Below are 19,668 nucleotides of genomic sequence, written 5' to 3' on the forward strand. Positions count from 1 at the left end.
CACCGACGACCAACGGTCGTCACCCACCGACGGCGACGGCCAGCGGCCCAACCGGTTTGACGGCCAGCGGCCGTCACTACCGGTATCCTTGCGGCATGAACACGCCTGACCGTCCTGCTGATCCTGACGCCCCGGCGCCTGCGCGCCGGGCGCGCTTCAAGTGGGCGTGGTGGCTGCTGGCCTACGCCAGCCTGGGCACCGGCATCGTCGGTATCTTCGTGCCGGGCCTGCCGACGACCGTGTTCATCCTGATTTCTGCCTGGGCCGCTTCGCGCGGTTCCGAACGGCTGCACGGCTGGCTGCTGGGCCACCCGCGGTTCGGCCCGGCGATCCGCGACTGGCAGGCCCATGGCGCGGTCAGTCGCCATGGCAAATGGATGGCCACGCTGACCATGGCGGTCTGCGCCGGCATCATGCTCTGGTGCGTGCCGGTGGCCTGGGTCAAGTGGTTCTCCATCGGCAGCATGACGGTGGTGTGCGTGTGGTTGTGGCTGCGTCCGCTGCCCCCTGCTGAAGCGTGAATCCAGCCGTCGCAGTGCGGGCGCGATGGGCGACGCAGGGCGGGGCTCGGCGCTACACTCGGGGCATGAACAATTCCCGCCGAACCCTCATCCTGATTCCGCTGGCAGCGTCCGCGCTGCTGTTCCTCAGCGCCTGTGGCAACAAGGGTCCGCTGGTACTGCCGCAGAAGCCGGTGCCGGTGGAAGAAGTCGCCGAGCCGGTCGACGTGCCGGCCGCCGATGATGCCAGCCAGGACGCAGCCACTCCCCCGGCCACCCAGGACACCGGAGCAGGCAATCCCAGCACCGTGCCGGACCCGGTGACGCCGCAGATCGACGATGGCGCCGGCGACAACAATGAGTGAGGCAACACAGCGTCCGGCAACGACGGCGCAGGCGCCGGTAGTGACGGCCGCTGGCCGTCAGCCTGGCCGTCAGCCCCCCCGCGGCGCCCCGCTGCGTTTCAGCAAGATGCACGGCGCCGGCAACGATTTCATCATGATCGACCTGCGCGATGGAACGCCGCCGCCTTCGCCGCAGCTGGCCGCGCGCCTGGCCGACCGCCACACCGGCGTGGGCTGCGACCAGATCATCACCATCGAACCCCCGCGGTCAGCCACGGCGGTGGCGTCCTACCGGATCTGGAATTCGGACGGCAGCAGCTCCCAGCAGTGTGGCAATGGCGCGCGCTGCGTGGCCGCCTGGCTGGTCCGCAACGGCGATACCGCCGACAGCGAGTTCGCCATCGACAGCCCGCTGGCCACGCATCCGGTGCGTACGCTCGGCGAGGATCATTTTGCGGTGGAAATGGGCGTGCCGGTATTCGAGCCCGCGCAGATTCCGCTGATCGGCTTCGCCCACCCACGCGATGAGTACCTGCTGCCCGTGCAGGGGGAGACCGTGCGCTTTGGTGCGGTGTCGATGGGCAACCCGCATGCCGTCATCGAAGTCGGCCTGGTCGACGCGGCGCCGGTGGAACGCCTGGGCGCCTCGCTGCAGCAGCATGCCTCGTTCCCCGAATCGGTCAACGTGGGCTTTGCGCAGGTGCTGGAACCGGACCATGCGCGCCTGCGGGTGTACGAACGTGGCGTCGGCGAGACCCTGGCCTGCGGCAGTGGTGCGTGTGCGGCGGCGGTTTCGCTGATGCAGCGCGGACGCCTGGGTCCGGATGCACGGATCAGCCTTCCCGGGGGCGAACTGCGCATCCAGTGGGCCGGTGAAGGCCAGCCGGTGGTGATGTCCGGACCCAGCGCATTCGTCTTCGAAGGGGAGTGGAATGCATGAGTGACAGTTCTGAAAAGCTCGCCGGTCACGAGGTTGCGGCCTGGCTGCGGCGGCATCCGGGCTTCCTGAAGCAGTTCCCGGATCTGGCGCTCACCCTGGTGGTGCCGCGCGACGACGGCCCCACCGCATCGCTGGCCAGCTACCAGCTGGACGTGCTGCGCGACAAGAACCGCGAACTGTCGCGTCGACTGGCCGACCTGGGCCACACAGCGCAGATCAACGAGCGCCTCGCCGTGCGTACCCACCAGCTGACCCTCGCGCTGATGAAGCAGGACAGCGCCGCCGATACGCTGCGGGCGATGGCGGCGACGCTGGAAGAAGATTTCGATGGCGACCTGGTGCGGCTGGTCGTGCACACGCCGGTGGCCGGGCTGGAGCAGGCGCCGTGGCTGCAGGTGCTGGCTGCGGACAGCCCGCTGCTGGGCCCGTTCCGCGATTGCCTGAAAGACGGCGAACCGATCTGCGGCCGCCTGCAGCCGGAGAAGAATGCCGTGTTGTACGGCGGCCGTGCCGAGGAGATCCAGACCACGGCGCTGTTGCCGCTTCCCGGCGTCGGCCTGATCGCCGTGGGCAGCCACGATCCCAACCGGTTCTACCCGGGCATGGGCACGCTGTTCCTGCGCATGATGGGCGAATCGCTGGCTGTTGCGTTGCAGCGGTTCGGCTGACTGCCGGGATGAACGATGCGGTGCCGGCATTCCTGCAGTACATGACGGTCGAGCGCCGCATGTCGGCGCACACGCTGGATGCCTACCGGCGTGACCTGGACGCGCTGCAGCGCTGGGCCGAAGCCCGCGACCGCAGCGTGGATGCGCTGGACGGGGAACACCTGCGCAGCTTCGTCGCCGATGAGCATCGTCGCGGCCTGTCGGCCAAGAGCCTGCAACGGCGTCTTTCGGCCTGCCGGGGCTACTACGCGTGGCAGCTCAAGCACGGCCGCCTGCAGGTCGATCCCACCTTGGGACTGAAAGCCCCGCGTGCACCACGGCGCCTGCCGCAGGTGCTCGACGCCGATGAGGCCGTGCGGTTGGTCGAACTGCCTCCCGACGGTGAACTGGGAAGGCGCGACCGCGCGCTGCTGGAGCTGTTCTATTCCTCCGGCCTGCGACTGAGCGAACTGTGCGCGTTGACCTGGCGCGACCTGGATTTCGCCAGCGGGCTGGTCAACGTGCTGGGCAAGGGCAACCGGCAGCGCCGGGTACCGTTCGGTCGCCCCGCACGCGAGGCGCTGGAAGCCTGGCGTGCGGAAACCAACGGTGCCCCCGCGGCGCCTGTCTTCCCGGGGCGCAACGGCCCCATCAGCCAACGCGCGGTACAGGTGCGGATCAAACAGCTGGCGCAGCGCCAGGGCCTGTTCAAGCACGTGCACCCGCACATGCTGCGGCACAGCTTCGCCAGCCACATCCTGGAATCCTCTGGTGACCTGCGCGGCGTGCAGGAACTGCTCGGCCATGCCGACATCGCGACCACCCAGATCTATACCCACCTGGATTTCCAGCACCTGGCCAAGGTGTACGACGCCGCGCACCCGCGGGCCAAGCGCCAACCCAACCGTTCGCCCGACGCTGGATCACCGGAGGACGGCAGTCCGGCTTGACCCTACGGGTCGTGACGGAGCGGCGGGCGGGACAGCGACCGTCGGATGAACGGCTTCCTGCCAACACGGCTTGATGGCAGCCGGCGCTGTCCCCATGTCCTTCGCACAGCTTACCGGAGGCCACATGGACCCCAGCCAGAATCCCACCGTTTTCCACGCCACCACCATCGTCTGCGTCCGCCGCGGTGACAAGGTGGCCATCGCCGGCGACGGCCAGGTCACCCTCGGCCACACCGTGATGAAGGGCAATGCACGCAAGGTCCGCCGGCTGGGCCGTGACAGCCAGGTGCTGGCCGGCTTCGCCGGTGCGGCGGCCGATGCGTTCACCCTGTTCGAACTGTTCGAGGCCAAGCTTGAAAAGCACGGCCAGCTGCAGCGTGCCGCCGTCGAACTGGCCAAGGACTGGCGCACCGAGCGCCGCCTGGGCAAGCTTGAAGCGCTGCTGGCCGTCGCCGACCGCGAGACCTCGCTGATCATCAGCGGCACCGGTGATGTGATCGAACCGGAAGACGGCATCATTGCCATCGGCTCCGGTGGCTCTTACGCCTTGTCCGCCGCACGCGCGCTGATGGCGCATACCGAACTGGATGCCCGCAGCATCGCCAGCGAGGCGATCGGGATTGCCGGCGACATCTGCATCTACACCAACCGCAACGTGGTGGTGGAAGAGCTCTGAACCTCCGCCCCGCGCCGTGCCGGTTCCGGTCGGCACGCGTTCCGGTAGCGCCGGCCCCGGTCGGCAATCCTCATTCGTGAGCACCCCATGTCCAAGAATTTCGAGAACACTTCCGCTTCCATGACCCCGCGCGAGATCGTGCAGGAACTGGACCGCCACATCGTCGGCCAGCACGATGCCAAGCGCGCGGTGGCCATCGCGCTGCGCAACCGCTGGCGCCGCATGCAGTTGCCGGCCGAGCTGCGCGACGAAGTGATGCCGAAGAACATCCTGATGATCGGCCCGACCGGTGTCGGCAAGACCGAAATCGCCCGTCGCCTGGCGACGCTGGCCAATGCGCCGTTCGTCAAGGTGGAAGCCACGCGTTTCACCGAGGTCGGCTACGTCGGCAAGGACGTCGAGCAGATCATCCGTGACCTGGCCGATACCGCGGTCAAGCTGTACCGCGAGCAGGCCAAGGTACGCGTGCGCACCCAGGCCGAAGAACGCGCCGAAGACCGCATCCTCGATGCCCTGCTGCCGCGTCGCAGCGGCGGCATCGGGTTCGACCCGGAAGCCGCGCGTAACGAGCCGTCTTCGCAGGACAACGAGACCCGCATCAAGTTCCGTCGCATGCTGCGCAATGGCGAGCTGGACGAGCGCGAGATCGAGCTGGAGATCGCAGCCAACGTCAGCATGGACATCATGACTCCGCCGGGCATGGAGGAAATGGGCCAGCAGCTGAAGTCGATGTTCGCCAACCTCGGTGGTGCCAAGTCGAACAAGCGCACGCTGACCATCAAGGCCGCGCGCCCGCTGCTGCAGGAAGAAGAAGCGGCCAAGCTGGTCAACGAAGACGACGTGCGCAGCGCGGCCATCGAGGCGTGTGAGCAGCACGGCATCGTGTTCATCGACGAGATCGACAAGGTCGCCAAGCGCGGTGACAACGTGGGCGGTGGCGATGTGTCGCGCGAGGGCGTGCAGCGCGATCTGCTGCCGTTGGTGGAAGGGTCCAACGTGTCGACCAAGTACGGTACGGTCAAGACCGACCACATCCTGTTCATTGCCTCCGGCGCGTTCCATCTGGCCAAGCCCAGCGACCTGATCCCGGAGCTGCAGGGCCGCTTCCCGATCCGCGTGGAACTGACCGCGCTGAGCAAGCAGGATTTCATCCGCATCCTGACCGAACCCAAGGCGGCACTGACCAAGCAGTACGAAGCGCTGCTGGCTACCGAAGGCGTGAAAGTGGCCTTCAGTGAGGATGCGATCGACCGGCTGGCCGAGATTGCATTCCAGGTCAACGAGCGGCAGGAGAACATCGGCGCCCGCCGCCTGCATACGGTGCTGGAGCGGCTGCTGGATTCGCTGAGCTACGAGGCTCCCGATCGCGATGGCGACACCATCGACATCGATACGGCGTACGTGGACAAGCACCTGGGTGAGCTGGTCAAGGATCCCGACCTGAGCCGCTACATTCTCTGATACCGCAAGGCCGCCGAAAGGCGGCCTTTTCGTATGCAGCCGTGCCGGGCGTGCGCGACGGTCCGCTGCGCTCGCCGACCCTGGATCGGCGCTACCCGAGAGCGCAGTGACGTGGTCGGGACGGATTGTCCTCGATGTCATCCCGGATGTGCGCCCACACGTGCTCCTGCTCACACTGCTTCTGTGATTGCATCCGGCACATTTTCCGCAGGCGCCGCGTCTTGCGTCGCGTCCTAGTCTGCCTGCTCCCGCGTTCCTCGACGATGGCCTCCCGGTGGCATGCAGTTTCCGGGTACGAAGGTCATTGGACGAAACAAGGAGCTCATTTCATGCGACATGCATCAACACGCTTGTCCGCCACGCTTGCGCTCATCCTGTTCGGCGCGAGCGGCGCCGCGCGGGCGCAGAGCGGCGACATCACCTTCAATGGCGCGGTCTCGACCGTCACCTGTGAAGTTTCCTTCGACGGGGTGGTCGGCAATGATGCGACCGTTACCCTGCCCAAGGTCGCGACACGTTCGCTGCTGTCGGGACAGAGCGGGGGCCGCACCCCGGTCGTGGTACGGATCAGTGGCGCCGACCCGGTCTGTTCGAGCAATCGTCTGGCGATTGCATTGAACACTGACCGATCCGCGAACCTGCTCAACGGTCGATTGCGTAATGCGGTCATCGGCGTGGGCGGCGGCACCAACGCGGTGGTGGGCCTGCGCGATGCGCAGGATGCGACGATCAACCTGACCGGTGGCGCCGTGCTGAGGCCGGTTGCCTCAGGCGGTGGCGGCGCGCAATTCACCTTCTCCGCCGAGTACTACGCCGACAACCAGGATGCCATACCGGGCGCCTTCCAGGCCCCGTTGCGCTACACCCTCAACTATCCCTGATGCACCGAGCCGGGCGGTACGCGGCACGGCATCGACGGGAACAGGACGCACCTCGGACGCGTCCGATGGCAGCTCACTACGCAGTGCGCTGTCATTGCAGACCTGCCGGCGTCGCCGTGCCCCCCTTTCATCCCCGTCCTATTAAATGCAGGCAGTTCGGTTACTAGATTAGGCGTCAAGGACGAGACAGTCCTTCCGGCCGACATCCTGCCAAACCGGATCCCGCCGAGCTGGCTACACCTCCATCACAAAGGATTTTACCTTCATGAACAAGCTTGCTATCGCGCTGTCGGCCGCCCTGGCCATTGGCGCCTCCTTCTCTGCTTCGGCACAGAGCGGCACCATCACCTTCGACGGCGAAATTACCGCCACCACCTGCACCATCACCTGGCCGGGCAGCGGCGGCACCGCCACCGATCCGATCGTGACCCTGCCGACCGTGCCGACCAGTGCGCTGGCATCCGCCGGTGCCACGGCTGGCAAGCAGGCCGTTGCGCTGGTGATCGGCGGTTCCGACGCGCAGTGCACCACCGGCCATGCAGCGATCGAACTGAACCCGAACCGCGACGCCAACCAGACCAACGGCTACCTGGACAACACCGTGGCAGCGGGCGCTGGTGGTGCAACCAACGTGCAGATCGCGCTGCGCGACGCCAACGACGCCCCGATCAACATCTCCACCCCGTGGCGTTCGGCTGAAATCGACCTGTCGACCACCAAGCAGATCGACTTCGCTGCCGAATACCGCAGCACCACGGCCGCCGCCGGCGCCGGTACGGTCGCCGCAAGCGTCGGCTACACCATCGATTACAAGTAATCCAACGGCTGTCGTAACACCGGTCGGGGCCTTCGGGCCCCGGCCATCCCGGGCCGCGGCCCGCAACGAGTGACCTGTCATGAACCTGATCCGTACCGGACTCCTCTGCTGTGTAGCTGTCGCCTCGCTGCTGGCCAGTGTTTCGGCCGACGCGGGCGTCATCGTGCACGGCACCCGTCAGATATTTCCCGGCAACCAGCGCGAGATCACCGTGCGCGTGGAAAACGTCGGCCAGAAGGCATCGCTGGTCCAGGCGTGGACCGACGACGGCGACAAGCTGGCCGCACCGGAAGAGAGCGTCACCCCGTTCGTGCTGCGGCCGCCGGTATTCCGGCTGGACGGCGGCAAATCGCAATCGCTGCGCATCCTGTTCACCGGCGGTGACCTGCCGCAGGACCGCGAAAGCCTCTATTACCTCAACGTACTGGATATTCCCCCGGTACCGCAGAGCGGCGAGATCGCCACGGGCAACTACCTGCAGTTCAGCCTGCGCACGCGCATCAAGCTGATCTACCGCCCCAGCGGACTGGACGACGCCGGCACGGCGCCGCAGAAGCTGCAGTGGAGCCTGGTGCCGGACGCGAAGGGCTGGGCCCTGCAGGCCACCAATCCCACCCCTTATTACGTGCATGTCGGCACGCTGGGCCTGCGCGTGCAGGGCGTCAACCATCCTGCGATCGACCCGCAGATGATCGCGCCGCAGTCCACCGAACGCTATGCGCTGGAGACCCTGCGCGCGCGTCCGAGTGGCGGCAACGTGCAGCTCGAGTACATCAACGACTACGGCGCCAGCATCGGCCAGTCCGTGCCGCTGTCCGGCAACTGAGCCGCGGCGGCCGCCGCCGCTCCGCCCCCGATAGACGCGACATCGGCTGATGCCTGCCCCTGGCAGGTGTCGCCGCCGCATGCCTTCCTGGAGATCCGCCATGCTGTTCCGCAGCCCGACATCGTCAGCGCCGAAGCCGTGCCGCCTGGCCTTTGCCGTGGTGGGTGCCTTGTTTCCCGCCGTCGCGTTGGCGGCGCCCAACGTGGAGTTCAACGCGCAGTTCCTGCAGGGTTCGCAGGCCAGCGCGCTGGATCTGAGCCGGTTCGAGAGCGGCGAGGATGTGCCGGGCATCTACAGTGCCGACATCAAGGTCAATGGCGTGGTTGTCGCGCGGCGTGAGGTGGAACTGCGCGCGTTGGACAACGGCTCGACCGCGGTGTGCCTGTCTCCGGAACTGATTGCGGTGCTCGGCGTCGACCCTGCACGCCTGCCGCAGCCTGGCAGCGCCACCGATGGCGACGGCCAGCCGATCCAGCTGCAGCCGTTGCCCGCTTCGGTCAGCTGTAAGCCCCTGTCCACGTTCATCCCGCAGGCCAGCGTACGCTTCGACGCCGGCGAGCTGGCGCTGGAGGTCAGCATCCCGCAGGCCTACCTGTCGCGCGATCCGCGTGGCTGGGTCAGCCCGGAACTGTGGGACGACGGCATCAGCGCGGCGATGCTGGGCTATTCCATCAGCCACCAGCGCATCCAGACCCGCGGCTACCAGCTGCAGTCGACCAGCGCGATGCTCAACGCCGGCATCAACCTGGGGGCCTGGCGCGTGCGCCATGATGGCTATCTGTCGCAGGCCAGCGGGCGCGGCACGTCGTATCGCGCGGGGCGCAGCTACGCCCAGCGTTCGATCGCATCGCTGGGCACCGAGCTGACCGTGGGCGAGGCCAGCACCAACGGGGACCTGTTCGATGGGGTCAGCTTCCGCGGCATCAGCGTGGCCACCGACCCGCGCATGCTGCCGGAATCGCAGCGTGACTATGCACCCACGGTGCGCGGCGTGGCACAGACCAACGCGCGGGTGGTGATCCGCCAGCGCGATGCGGTGCTTTACCAGACCAACGTGGCGGCCGGTCCGTTCGAAATCAACGACCTGTACGGAACCGCCTATGCCGGCGACCTGGATGTGGAAGTCATCGAAAACGATGGTCGCGTGCAGCGTTTCGTGGTGCCGTTTGCTTCCGTGCCGCAGCTGTTGCGCGCTGGCCAGCACCGCTTCAACGTCACCGTGGGCACGCTGGACGATGCGTGGCTGCGCGATACACCGACGTTGCTGGAAGCCACCCTGCGCAAGGGCATCAGCAACCGCTTCACCGGGTTTGGTGGTGTCACCGCCAGTGATGGCTATGCGGCCGGCCTGATCGGCGGCGCGCTGAATACCCGCTTCGGTGCGTTTTCCGGCGATGTCACGGTGGCCCGTACGCAGCTGCGTGGCACCTTGCCGGCGTCGGAGTCGCGCATGCAGGGTCAGTCGTACCGGCTGGCATTCAGCAAGGATATTCCGGCGACCGGCACCAATCTGTCGATGGCCGCGTATCGCTTCTCGACCCAGGGGTATCTGTCGCTGCCAGATGCGGCGCGCCTGCGCCAGCAGATGGCCGATGGTGAAGGCGGGCGCTTGTTCGCACGCCAGCGCTCGCGCCTGGACATCAATCTCAACCAGGGCCTGGGTGACGGTGCGGCGTCGCTGTATGCCAGCGCCAGCAGCGTGGATTACTGGGGCCAGGACCAGCGTCGCACGAATTTCTCGGTGGGCTACTCCGACCGGCTGGGCCCTGCCAGCTACAGCCTGTCGGCGCAGCGCAGCCTGGAACGCAGCCTGGGCGGCGGCGCAGCGCGCGAAGGCAACAGTTTCCATCTGAACGTGACCGTGCCGCTCGGAACGCGCAGCAGCGCGCCGCGCCTGGTCACCGCGGTGAACCGCAGGAGCGATGGTCGTGACGACGAACGCGCCGGCGTCACCGGCACGTTCGGCGAGCGTCGCCAGGGGGGTTACAACGCGTCTATCAGCCGCTACAGCGGCGCGGGGGCGAACGTCGATGCCGGCGTCAGCTACCAGACTTCGGTGGCCACGCTCAATGCCGGCTACAACCACGCCTCCGCCAGCCGTGGGCTGAGCCTGGGGGCGACCGGTGGCGTCGTGCTGCATGGCGATGGCGTGGTGTTCGCCCAGCAGCTCGGCGACACCATCGCGCTGGTGCAGGTGCCCGATGCAGCGGGCGCGGCGCTGGACAGCACCGTAGGCGTCAAGACCAATGCGAAGGGCTACGCCGTGGTCCCTTACATGACCCCGTTCCGCCGCAATGAAGTGACGGTGGACCCGAAGGGCTTGCCGTTGGACGTGGAACTCAAGACCACCTCCGTCATCGGCGTGCCGACGGCCGGCGCGGTGGTCAAGCTGGTGGTGCCCACCAGCAACGGGCGCAGCGCATTGATCGAAGCGTACCAGGCCGATGGACAGGCATTGCGTTTCGGCCTGGATGTCTACAACGAAGCAGGCGACGTGGTGGGCGTGGTCGGCCAGGCCAGCCGCCTGTGGGTGCGCGGCATCGAACAAACGGGCCGCTTGACCGTGCGCCTGGGGGCCAATGGCGCCCAGCAGTGCGTGATCGCCTACAGCGTGCCTGCGGGCAACAGCGGTGAGCTGATCACCGCCAACTGCGCGGCGCCCTCGACCATGGCGGCAGGGGCGGGTGCCGACGCTTCGCAGGTCGGATCCCGGTAAGCATCGCGCTGCCGCCGTCGCGGCTACAGCGGCGTCGGCGCGCTGCCTGCCTCGAAGACGCCTTCTTTGACATACGCCGCCAGCGTCATGTCCAGCGCCAGCATCCCATCGCGGCGGATGTCCATCAGGTCCGGTTCCACCATTGCCCCGTGCAGCACGCCCAGTACCGTGGCGTGCAGCATCCGCGCGGCCACTTCGGGATTCGCGCCGGGCTTTAGCTGGCCCAGTTGCCCGGCCCGGCGCAGCGCGCGCGCCATCCGCTCCAGCCCATCGCGGAACCCTTCCTGCTGCAGGTCCGCCAGCACCTTGCTGTCCGCCGATGAATCACTGCGCAGCATGATCTCCATGGTATTGCGCAGCCGCTCGTCCTGCGCCAGGTCGATCAACGACCCCAGGATCACCGAACGCAGATCCAGCACGGGGGTGTCGCGCGACTCGGTGGCGGCGCGGTCGAGTTCCTGCATGAAGGGCAGGCGCACGCGCTCGATCACCGCGGCCAGTACGTCGATCTTGTTCTTGAAGTGCCAGTACACCGCGCCGCGGGTGTAGCCGGCACGCGCACCGATCATTTCCAGCGTGGTGCGGGCCACCCCGTGCTCATGGAAGCAGGATTCGGCGGCGTCGAGGATCCCTTCGCGGGTCGCCTGGGTTTCCTCTTTGGTCTTTCGGGCCATTGCTCAGGATTTGGGTGAAAAGTCAATGAATCATAGCGCTTTACAAACAAACAGTCATGTATGTATATTTCCTGCCCATGATTGCCGTCGCTATTGGCCGCCTCTGGAACGGGGCGGGCGCGCGGCTGCCGAACTGCCGCCGAGCAAGGCTCGGCGCTACCGCTACCGAACTCCCGCCATCGAGACCCTCCCCCATGCTCCTGTCCCGTATTCGTCCCCTTGCCTTGTCGTTGGCTGTTGCCGCGACCGTGGCCGCCTGCGGCGGTGGCGATGACCAGCCGCAACAGCAGGGCCCCGGCCAGGTCACCGTGGTGACCCTGAAGGCCGAATCGGTGTCGCTGACCCGCGAACTGCCCGGCCGCACCACCGCGTTCCTGGTCGCCGAAGTGCGGCCACAGGTCAATGGCATCGTCGGCAAGCGGCTGTTCACCGAAGGCAGCCTGGTGACCGAAGGGCAGCCGCTGTACCAGATCGATGACGCCAGCTACCGCGCGCAGTCCAACAATGCACGTGCCCAGCTGGCCCGGGCCGAGGCCACCGCCAATGCATCGAAGTTGAGCGCGGCGCGCATCACGGAGCTGGCCAAAGTGGATGCGGTCAGCAAGCAGGACCTGGAAAACGCGATCGCCGCGCAGAAGCAGGCCGAAGCCGATGTAGGCGCCGCGAGGGCATCGCTGGATGCGGCCAACGTGACGCTGGGTTACGCGCGCATCACCGCCCCGATCAGCGGCCGCATCGGCAAGTCATCGGTCACCCAGGGCGCGCTGGTCAGCGCCGCCCAGACCGAAGCGCTGGCCACCGTGCAGCAGCTGGACCCGATCTACGTCGACCTGACCCAGTCCGCCGCCGAGCTGCTGCAGTTGCGCCGCGAACTGGCCGCCGGCCGCCTGCAGGACAACCAGACCCTGCCGGTCAGCATCCTGCTGGACGATGGCAGCACCTTCGACCAGCAGGGCACGCTGGAGTTTTCCGAAGTGAGCGTGGACCCGACCACCGGCAGCTACGGCCTGCGGGTCAAGGTCGCCAACCCCGAAGGCGTGCTGATGCCGGGCATGTACGTGCGCGCGGTGATCGGCGGCGGCGTGCGCAATGGCGCGCTGCTGGTGCCGATGCAGGGCATCGCACGCGATGCCAAGGGCGATACCAGCGCGATGGTGGTCAACAAGGACGGCAAGGTGGAAGTGCGCCCGGTCAAGGTGAGCCGCGCACTGGGTGACAAGTGGCTGGTGGAAGACGGCCTGCAGGCCGGCGACAAGGTGATCGTGGAAGGGCTGCAGAAGATCGCGCCGGACATGCCGGTGCAGGCCACCGAGAAGGGCAGCGAACCGGCCACGCCGGCCGCCACCCCGGCCGCCGCGCCGGCCGACGCCGCCGCACCCGCCCAGGCTCCGGCCGGCACCGACGCGCAGTAAGCGGAGAATTCCATGGCACGTTTCTTCATTGATCGACCCATCTTCGCGTGGGTGATCGCGATCATCATCATGCTCGCCGGCGCCTTGGCGGTGACCACCTTGCCGGTGTCGATGTACCCGGAAGTGGCCCCGCCCGCCGTCGAGATCTCCGCCACCTATCCGGGCGCTTCGGCCAAGGTGGTCGAGGACTCGGTGACCCAGATCATCGAGCAGAACATGAAGGGCCTCGACGGGCTGATCTACTTCTCGTCGAACAGTTCGGCCAACGGCCAGGCCACCATCACCCTGACCTTTGAATCAGGCACCAACCCGGACATCGCCCAGGTGCAGGTGCAGAACAAACTGCAGCTGGCCATGCCGCTGCTGCCGCAGGAAGTGCAGCGGCAGGGCATCAACGTGGCCAAGTCCAGCAGCGGTTTCCTGCAGGTGCTGGGCTTTGTGTCCAATGACAACAGCATGGACGCCAACGACATCTCCGATTTCGTGGGCTCCAATGTCGTCGATCCGCTCAGCCGCGTGCCGGGCGTGGGCAACATCCAGGTGTTCGGCGGCAAGTACGCCATGCGCATCTGGCTGGACCCGAACAAGCTGCACACCTACAAGCTGTCGGTGGATGAAGTCACCACGGCGATCACTGCGCAGAACGCACAGGTGGCGATCGGCCAGCTCGGCGGGGCACCGTCGGTGAAGGGCCAGCAGCTCAATGCCACCATCAATGCGCAGGACCGCCTGCAGACCCCGGAACAGTTCCGCAACATCCTGGTGCGTGGCGGCACCGACGGCAGCGAGCTGCGGCTGGGCGACGTGGCCCGCGTGGAACTGGGCGCCGAAAGCTACGATTTCGTCACCCGTTACAACGGCAAGCCGTCCACCGGCATCGCCATCACCCTGGCCACCGGCGCCAATGCGCTGGATACCGCCAACGGCGTGCGCGCGGCGCTGGAAGACATGAAGGCGACCTTCCCGGCCGGCCTGGAATCGGTAGTGCCGTATGACACCACCCCGTTCGTGCAGGTGTCGATCAAGGGCGTTATCAAGACCCTGATCGAGGCGATCGTGCTGGTGTTCGTGGTGATGTACCTGTTCCTGCAGAACTTCCGCGCCACCCTGATCCCGACCATTGCCGTCCCGGTGGTGCTGCTGGGCACCTTCGGCGTGCTGTCGGTGCTGGGGTTCTCGGTCAACATGCTGACCATGTTCGCGATGGTGCTGGCGATCGGCCTGCTGGTCGACGATGCCATCGTGGTGGTGGAGAACGTGGAGCGGATCATGGCCGAAGAAGGCCTGTCTCCGCTGGAGGCCACGCGCAAATCAATGACCCAGATCACCGGCGCGCTGGTGGGCATCGGCCTGGTGCTGTCGGCGGTCTTCGTGCCGATGGCCTTCATGGGCGGCGCCACCGGTGTGATCTACCGGCAGTTCTCCGCGACGATCGTCTCGGCGATGGGGTTGTCGGTGCTGGTGGCGATCGTGCTGACCCCGGCACTGTGCGCCACGATGCTCAAGCCGCTGAAGAAGGGCGAGCATCACGTTGCACACAAGGGCTGGTCGGGCCGCTTCTTCGGTGGCTTCAACCGCGGCTTCGATGCGTCCAGTGAAAAGTACCAGCGCGGCGTCAAGGGCATCATTTCCCGCCCGTGGCGATTCATGGGCGTGTTCGCGGCGCTGTCGGTGGTGATGGTGCTGCTGTTCATGCGCCTGCCCAGTTCGTTCCTGCCCAATGAAGACCAGGGCATCATGATGGCGCTGGTGCAGACCCCGGTGGGTTCCACCCAGGAGCGCACGCTGGAGGCGATGGCCAAGCTGGAAAACCATTTCCTTGAAAACGAGGGCGAAGCGATCGAATCGATCTTCGCCATCCAGGGCTTCAGCTTCGCCGGCATGGGCCAGAACGCCGGCATGGCCTTCGTCAAGCTGAAGGACTGGAAGGACCGTGATGCCGAGCAGAGCGTGGAAGCCGTCACCGGCCGTGCGATGGGCGCACTGAGCGGCATCAAGGATGCCTTCATCTTCGCCTTCCCGCCGCCGGCGATGCCGGAACTGGGCATCGGCTCGGGCTACACCTTCTTCCTGAAGGACAACAGTGGGCAGGGGCACGAGGCCCTGCTCAACGCGCGCAACCAGCTGCTGGGTGCCGCCGGGCAGAGCAAGCTGCTGGCCAACGTGCGCCCGAACGGCCAGGAAGATACCCCGCAGCTGCGCATCGACGTGGACGTGGAAAAGGCCAATGCGCTTGGCCTGAACATGACCTCGATCAACAACACGCTGGCTACCGCGTGGGGCAGCAGCTACATCGATGACTTCATCGACCGCGGCCGGGTCAAGCGCGTGTACGTGCAGTCCGATGCGGACTTCCGCATGAACCCGGATGACTTCAACGTGTGGTCAGTGAAGAACAGTGCCGGCGAGATGGTGCCGTTCAGTGCCTTCGCTTCCAAGCGCTGGGACTTCGGTTCGCCGCGCCTGGAACGCTACAACGGTGTGTCGGCGATGGAAATCCAGGGCGAGCCGGCGACCGGCGTGGCATCGGGCGATGCCATGAACGAGATCGAGCGCATCGCCAAGGACCTGCCGCCGGGCTATGAGATCGAATGGACCGCGTTGTCCTACCAGGAGCGCCAGGCCGGCTCGCAGACGCCGCTGCTGTACTCGCTGTCGCTGCTGATCGTGTTCCTGTGCCTGGCCGCGCTGTATGAAAGCTGGAGCGTGCCGACGTCGGTGCTGCTGGTGGCCCCGCTGGGCATCCTCGGTGCGGTGCTGGCCAACACGCTGATGGGCCTGGAGCGCGACATCTACTTCCAGGTGGCGATGCTGACCACGGTGGGCCTGACATCGAAGAACGCGATCCTGATCGTGGAGTTCGCCAAGGAGAATCTGGAAAAGGGCGCCGGGCTGATAGAAGCGACGATGCACGCGGTACGCGATCGCCTGCGTCCGATCATCATGACCTCGCTGGCCTTCGGCCTGGGCGTGCTGCCGCTGGCGATCGCCTCCGGCGCAGGTTCCGGTGCGCAGCGCGCCATCGGTACCGGCGTGCTGGGCGGCATGCTGGCCGGCACCCTGCTGGGCGTGTTCTTCATCCCGCTGTTCTTCGTGGTGGTGCAGAAGCTGTTCAACCGCAAGCTGCGCGATGCAGCAAAGTCGAGTGATACCCCATGAACAAGACCCCGTTGCTGCTGGCGCTGATCGCCAGCCTCGGGCTGGGTGGCTGTGCCACCCTGGTCCCGGGCCACACTGACGTGGCACCGTCCATTCCCGTGCAGTGGCCGGCCGAGGCGGGCCAGGGCCGGCCCACGGATGCTGCCGAACTGGGCTGGCGTGATTACTTCACCGATCCGCGCCTGCAGCAGGTGATCGAGCAGGGCCTGGCCAACAACCGCGACCTGCGCGTGGCCGTGCTCAACGTCGAACGCGCGCGCGGCCAGTACCGCATCCAGCGCGCCGACCGCGTGCCTGCGCTTAACGTGCAGGGCCAGATGGAGCGCACCGGCGGCGACCTGCCGGTGAACGAACAGTTCACCGCGGGGTTGGGGGTGACGGAGTTCGAACTGGATCTGTTCGGGCGCGTGCGCAACCTCAGCGAAGCGGCGCTGCAGCAGTACTTCGCGGTGGCCGCCAACCGCCGCAATGCGCAGCTCAGCCTGGTCGCGGAAACCGCCACGGCGTGGCTCACCTTCGGTGCGGACAGCGAGCTGCTGCGGATTTCCGAGGCGACCCTGGCCAGCCATGAAGATTCGCTGCGGCTGGCACAGGCGCGTTTCGAACGCGGCGGCAGTTCGGCCTTGGAGCTGGCACAGACACGAACGCTGGTGGAAACCGCGCGCACCGATGCCGCGCGGCTGCGCGGCCAGCTGCAGCAGGACCGCAATGCGCTGGCGCTGCTGATCGGCGGCCCGGTGGACGAGGCACTGTTGCCGGCCGGCAACAACGACCTGCAGCTGCTGGCGCTGGCGCCGCCGCCGGCCGACCTGCCCAGTGACGTGCTGCTGCGCCGCCCGGACATCATGGCGGCCGAGCACACCCTGTTGGCGGGCAACGCCAACATCGGCGCTGCACGTGCGGCGTTCTTCCCCAGCATCCGGCTGACCGGCACGCTGGGCAGCAGTTCGACCGAGTTGTCCGGCCTGTTCGACAGCGGCACGCGGGTGTGGAGTTTCCTGCCCACCATCAGCCTGCCGATCTTCCAGGGCGGCAAGCTGCGTGCGGGACTGGCGGTGGCCAATGCAGACCGTGACATCGCCCTGGCCGAGTACGAAAAGTCGATCCAGGTGGGCTTCCGCGAAACCGCCGACGCGTTGGCGTTGAGCACCAGCCTGGACGCGCAGGCGGCGTCGCAGCAGGCGTTGCTGGCGGCCGCCACGCAGGCCGAGCAGTTGTCCCAGGCGCGCTATGACGCCGGGCTGGACAGCTTCGTCACCCTGCTGGATGCACGGCGCACCGCCTACAGCGCGCAGCAGAGCCAGTTGCAGACCGCGCTGGCGCAGCAGTCCAACCGCATCACCCTGTACAAGGTGCTGGGCGGCGGCTGGCGCGAACGCAGCTGATCCATCGGGTAATGACGGCCGCACCCAGGTAGTGACGGCCGCACCGGCGGTAGTGACGGCCGCTGGCCGTCAGCTTCCTGCATGGGTGGGTGACGACCGTCGGTCGTCACGATGCCGCCGCTGCGCTCGCCGGGCATGGCGCGGCGCTACCCCGAGCTGGCGGCGCGGCGTCGCGTCCGTCAGGCGATCAGCCGCGGCCGGTCGGCGCTGTGGATCATGCTCGACACGTAGACGTGGTCCCACACCTGCTCGATGAACTCACGCGCCTGCGCCTCGGTCAGCCGCGGCATGATCTGCAGCGCGTACTGGGTCTGGAAGGCTTCCTCGCGCTGCTCGTTGCTGGCGCGCGGGTGGGTGATCAGCGAATCGCAGGCGAACTTTATCCACGGGACGAAGTGGCCGAAGGAGCCGGGCCCCATCGCGCCGTCGGCATGTCGTTGGCGCCAGTGATTCAGCTCTGCCTCCACGTCGATGACCGGAGGGACATTGGGTGCATCTGCGCGCATGGCTCTGACTTCTTATGGATGATGGGGGGTGGGGGAGACCCGATCATCGCTATCGGCCAGTGCACGCAGCGTCATTGCTGCGTGCAATCAGCGTGGCCTTGTCGTTCTTCGCCAACGATCCGGCAGGCCGCTACGTAGTTTTTCCGACGCTGGCGCTGAAGTATTCAGGGAAACTCATTCGCCGATGTCTTCGTCCCAGATCTCCGGGTGGCGTTCAATGAAGTTGCCCAGCAGGTCCACGCACTCCTGGTTGTCCAGATCGATCACGTTCACGCCGCTCTCGCGCAGCCAGTCGATGCCGCCCTGGAAAGTGCGCGATTCGCCCACCACCACGGTACCGATGTTGAACTGTCGGACCAGCCCGCTGCAGTACCAGCACGGGGCCAGCGTGGTCACCATGATGGTGTTCCTGTAGCCGCGCTGGCGGCCGGCCTTGCGGAACGCATCGGTTTCGCCGTGCACGGACGGGTCACCTTCCTGTACGCGACGATTGTGGCCACAGCCGAGCAGGCGCCCATCATTGTGGTAGAGCGCTGCGCCGATCGGCACGCCGCCCTCGGCAAGCCCCTGGCGGGCCTCGGCGATGGCGGTCTGCAGCAGGGCCTGGTAGTCGGGCGTGGTGATCATGTGGGTCTCCGTGAAGTCAGGGAGCCATGATAAGGGCAGGGGGTGCCGCCGGCCCCGCGCGGTGCGATAATCAGCCCATGAGCGAATCCCCCTACAAGTCCGGAACCACCCATTTCGGCTTCCGCGATGTCGATGCAAAGGACAAGCAGAAGCTGGTCGGCCAGGTCTTCACCTCGGTCGCGCGCAACTACGACCTGATGAACGACCTGATGAGCCTGGGCGTGCACCGGGTGTGGAAGCGCTACTACGTAGCCACCGCGCAGGTGAAGCCGGGTGACCGCGTGCTCGATCTCGCCGGCGGTACCGGTGACATCGCCGCCCTGCTGAAGGAGCGGGTCGGTGCCGAGGGTGCCGTCGTGGTCGGCGACATCAATGCCGGCATGCTGTCGGTCGGCCGCGACCGCCTGACCAACCGCGGCCTGGTGGCCGGGCTGGATTACGTGCAGTGCAATGCCGAGGCGCTGCCGTTCCCGGATGCCAGCTTCGATCTGGTGACCATTGCCTTCGGCCTGCGCAACGTGACCGACAAGGATGCCGCGCTGCGCGAAATGCACCGCGTGCTGAAGGTGGGCGGACAGGCCCGCGTGCTGGAGTTCTCCGAAGTCACGCTGGACTGGTTCAAGCCGATCTACGACTTCCATTCGTTCAAGGTGCTGCCGAAGCTGGGCCGCCTGTTCGCGCGCGATTCGGACAGCTACCAGTACCTGGCCGAGAGCATCCGCAAGCACCCGCCGCAGGAAGAACTGAAGGCGATGATGGGCGAGGCCGGCTTCGAACGCTGCCACTACAAGAACCTGTCGGCCGGCATCGTGTCCATCCATTCCGGCTACAAGCTGTAAGGGGGCTCGCCGAGCCATGCTCGGCGTCAGGGAGCCCGCCGATCCCCGCCGGGCATGGCTATGCCGGTCGTCCTGACCTGCACCCTGCGGGCCGTCGCAAGCGACGTTGGCGGCGGCTCCTGCTGCTGCCTTCGGCGCTACCGCTTTTCTTTTTCTTCATCACGCGGCTGTCCGCCCCCGGTACCCTGCCTCTTCTACACATCTTACGCTGCCGACGACGCCTTACGTGCTGCTCCCGGTTGTCCCCTCATCCTTACATAAAACAATCATAACTAATTCGCATCGTCACCTACAGTCAAAATACGAAA

At 66.7% G+C, this 19,668-nt stretch carries 18 protein-coding genes; 15 read left to right on the top strand and 3 right to left on the bottom strand.

Translation table 11 applies throughout. The features are described from left to right. Positions 1–95: 95 nt before the first annotated feature. From ABB28_RS12195 to ABB28_RS12245, 11 genes are all read left to right on the top strand, one after another. Positions 96–521 carry a YbaN family protein gene (locus ABB28_RS12195; RefSeq protein ID WP_057508889.1) on the top strand — a complete coding sequence of 142 codons (426 nt, stop codon included), beginning with the start codon at positions 96–98 and terminating at the stop codon, positions 519–521. A 65-nt stretch (positions 522–586) separates the two neighbouring features. Then, a complete protein-coding gene (gene lptM / locus ABB28_RS12200; protein ID WP_057508890.1) occupies positions 587–865 on the top strand; it encodes an LPS translocon maturation chaperone LptM in 279 nt (92 codons plus the stop codon). 106 nt (positions 866–971) lie between these two features. Next, positions 972–1,784, top strand: coding sequence for a diaminopimelate epimerase (gene dapF, locus ABB28_RS12205; RefSeq protein WP_152983468.1), 813 nt, complete (start codon positions 972–974; stop codon positions 1,782–1,784). Further along, positions 1,781–2,452 carry a DUF484 family protein gene (locus ABB28_RS12210; RefSeq protein WP_057508892.1) on the top strand — a complete coding sequence of 224 codons (672 nt, stop codon included), beginning with the start codon at positions 1,781–1,783 and terminating at the stop codon, positions 2,450–2,452. Before dapF ends, ABB28_RS12210 begins: the two co-directional genes overlap by 4 nt. 8 nt (positions 2,453–2,460) lie before the next feature. Continuing rightward, entirely contained in the window at positions 2,461–3,381 is a 921-nt protein-coding gene (xerC, locus tag ABB28_RS12215; RefSeq protein WP_057508893.1) for a tyrosine recombinase XerC, read from the top strand. Between the two features lie 124 nt (positions 3,382–3,505). After that, positions 3,506–4,057 carry an ATP-dependent protease subunit HslV gene (gene hslV / locus ABB28_RS12220; RefSeq protein WP_057508894.1) on the top strand — a complete coding sequence of 184 codons (552 nt, stop codon included), beginning with the start codon at positions 3,506–3,508 and terminating at the stop codon, positions 4,055–4,057. 87 nt (positions 4,058–4,144) lie between these two features. Beyond that, positions 4,145–5,518, top strand: a complete 1,374-nt coding sequence (hslU, locus tag ABB28_RS12225) for an ATP-dependent protease ATPase subunit HslU (RefSeq protein WP_057508895.1) — start codon at positions 4,145–4,147, stop codon at positions 5,516–5,518. A 350-nt stretch (positions 5,519–5,868) separates the two neighbouring features. Further along, complete coding sequence (locus ABB28_RS12230; protein ID WP_057508896.1) at positions 5,869–6,399, top strand: fimbrial protein; 531 nt, start codon at positions 5,869–5,871, stop codon at positions 6,397–6,399. 265 nt (positions 6,400–6,664) lie between these two features. Beyond that, on the top strand, positions 6,665–7,216 hold the full coding sequence (locus tag ABB28_RS12235) for a fimbrial protein (protein ID WP_057508897.1): 552 nt from the start codon (positions 6,665–6,667) through the stop codon (positions 7,214–7,216). Between the two features lie 79 nt (positions 7,217–7,295). Then, entirely contained in the window at positions 7,296–8,042 is a 747-nt protein-coding gene (locus ABB28_RS12240) for a fimbrial biogenesis chaperone (protein WP_057508898.1), read from the top strand. A gap of 100 nt (positions 8,043–8,142) precedes the next feature. Beyond that, entirely contained in the window at positions 8,143–10,758 is a 2,616-nt protein-coding gene (locus ABB28_RS12245; RefSeq protein WP_057508899.1) for a fimbria/pilus outer membrane usher protein, read from the top strand. A gap of 23 nt (positions 10,759–10,781) precedes the next feature. Here ABB28_RS12245 and ABB28_RS12250 read toward each other — a convergent pair whose 3' ends face one another. Next, entirely contained in the window at positions 10,782–11,432 is a 651-nt protein-coding gene (locus ABB28_RS12250; protein WP_057508900.1) for a TetR family transcriptional regulator, read from the bottom strand. 194 nt (positions 11,433–11,626) lie between these two features. Between ABB28_RS12250 and smeD the strand changes: the two genes are divergently transcribed. The 3 genes from smeD to ABB28_RS12265 are packed head-to-tail and all read left to right on the top strand — an operon-like array spanning position 11,627 to position 17,388. Beyond that, complete coding sequence (gene smeD, locus ABB28_RS12255; protein WP_057508901.1) at positions 11,627–12,844, top strand: multidrug efflux RND transporter periplasmic adaptor subunit SmeD; 1,218 nt, start codon at positions 11,627–11,629, stop codon at positions 12,842–12,844. A 12-nt stretch (positions 12,845–12,856) separates the two neighbouring features. Next, positions 12,857–16,003, top strand: coding sequence for a multidrug efflux RND transporter permease subunit SmeE (gene smeE / locus ABB28_RS12260; protein WP_057508902.1), 3,147 nt, complete (start codon positions 12,857–12,859; stop codon positions 16,001–16,003). Beyond that, a complete protein-coding gene (locus ABB28_RS12265; protein WP_057508903.1) occupies positions 16,000–17,388 on the top strand; it encodes an efflux transporter outer membrane subunit in 1,389 nt (462 codons plus the stop codon). The genes smeE and ABB28_RS12265 overlap by 4 nt, the downstream gene beginning before the upstream one ends. Before the next feature lie 179 nt (positions 17,389–17,567). Here ABB28_RS12265 and ABB28_RS12270 read toward each other — a convergent pair whose 3' ends face one another. Then, positions 17,568–17,894, bottom strand: coding sequence for a hypothetical protein (locus ABB28_RS12270; protein ID WP_057508904.1), 327 nt, complete (start codon positions 17,892–17,894; stop codon positions 17,568–17,570). A 174-nt stretch (positions 17,895–18,068) separates the two neighbouring features. After that, entirely contained in the window at positions 18,069–18,521 is a 453-nt protein-coding gene (locus ABB28_RS12275; RefSeq protein ID WP_057508905.1) for a nucleoside deaminase, read from the bottom strand. Between the two features lie 77 nt (positions 18,522–18,598). Between ABB28_RS12275 and ubiE the strand changes: the two genes are divergently transcribed. Then, positions 18,599–19,360, top strand: coding sequence for a bifunctional demethylmenaquinone methyltransferase/2-methoxy-6-polyprenyl-1,4-benzoquinol methylase UbiE (ubiE, locus tag ABB28_RS12280; RefSeq protein ID WP_042615017.1), 762 nt, complete (start codon positions 18,599–18,601; stop codon positions 19,358–19,360). Positions 19,361–19,668: the final 308 nt, after the last annotated feature.

Source organism: Stenotrophomonas chelatiphaga, assembly GCF_001431535.1.
Taxonomy (GTDB): domain Bacteria; phylum Pseudomonadota; class Gammaproteobacteria; order Xanthomonadales; family Xanthomonadaceae; genus Stenotrophomonas; species Stenotrophomonas chelatiphaga.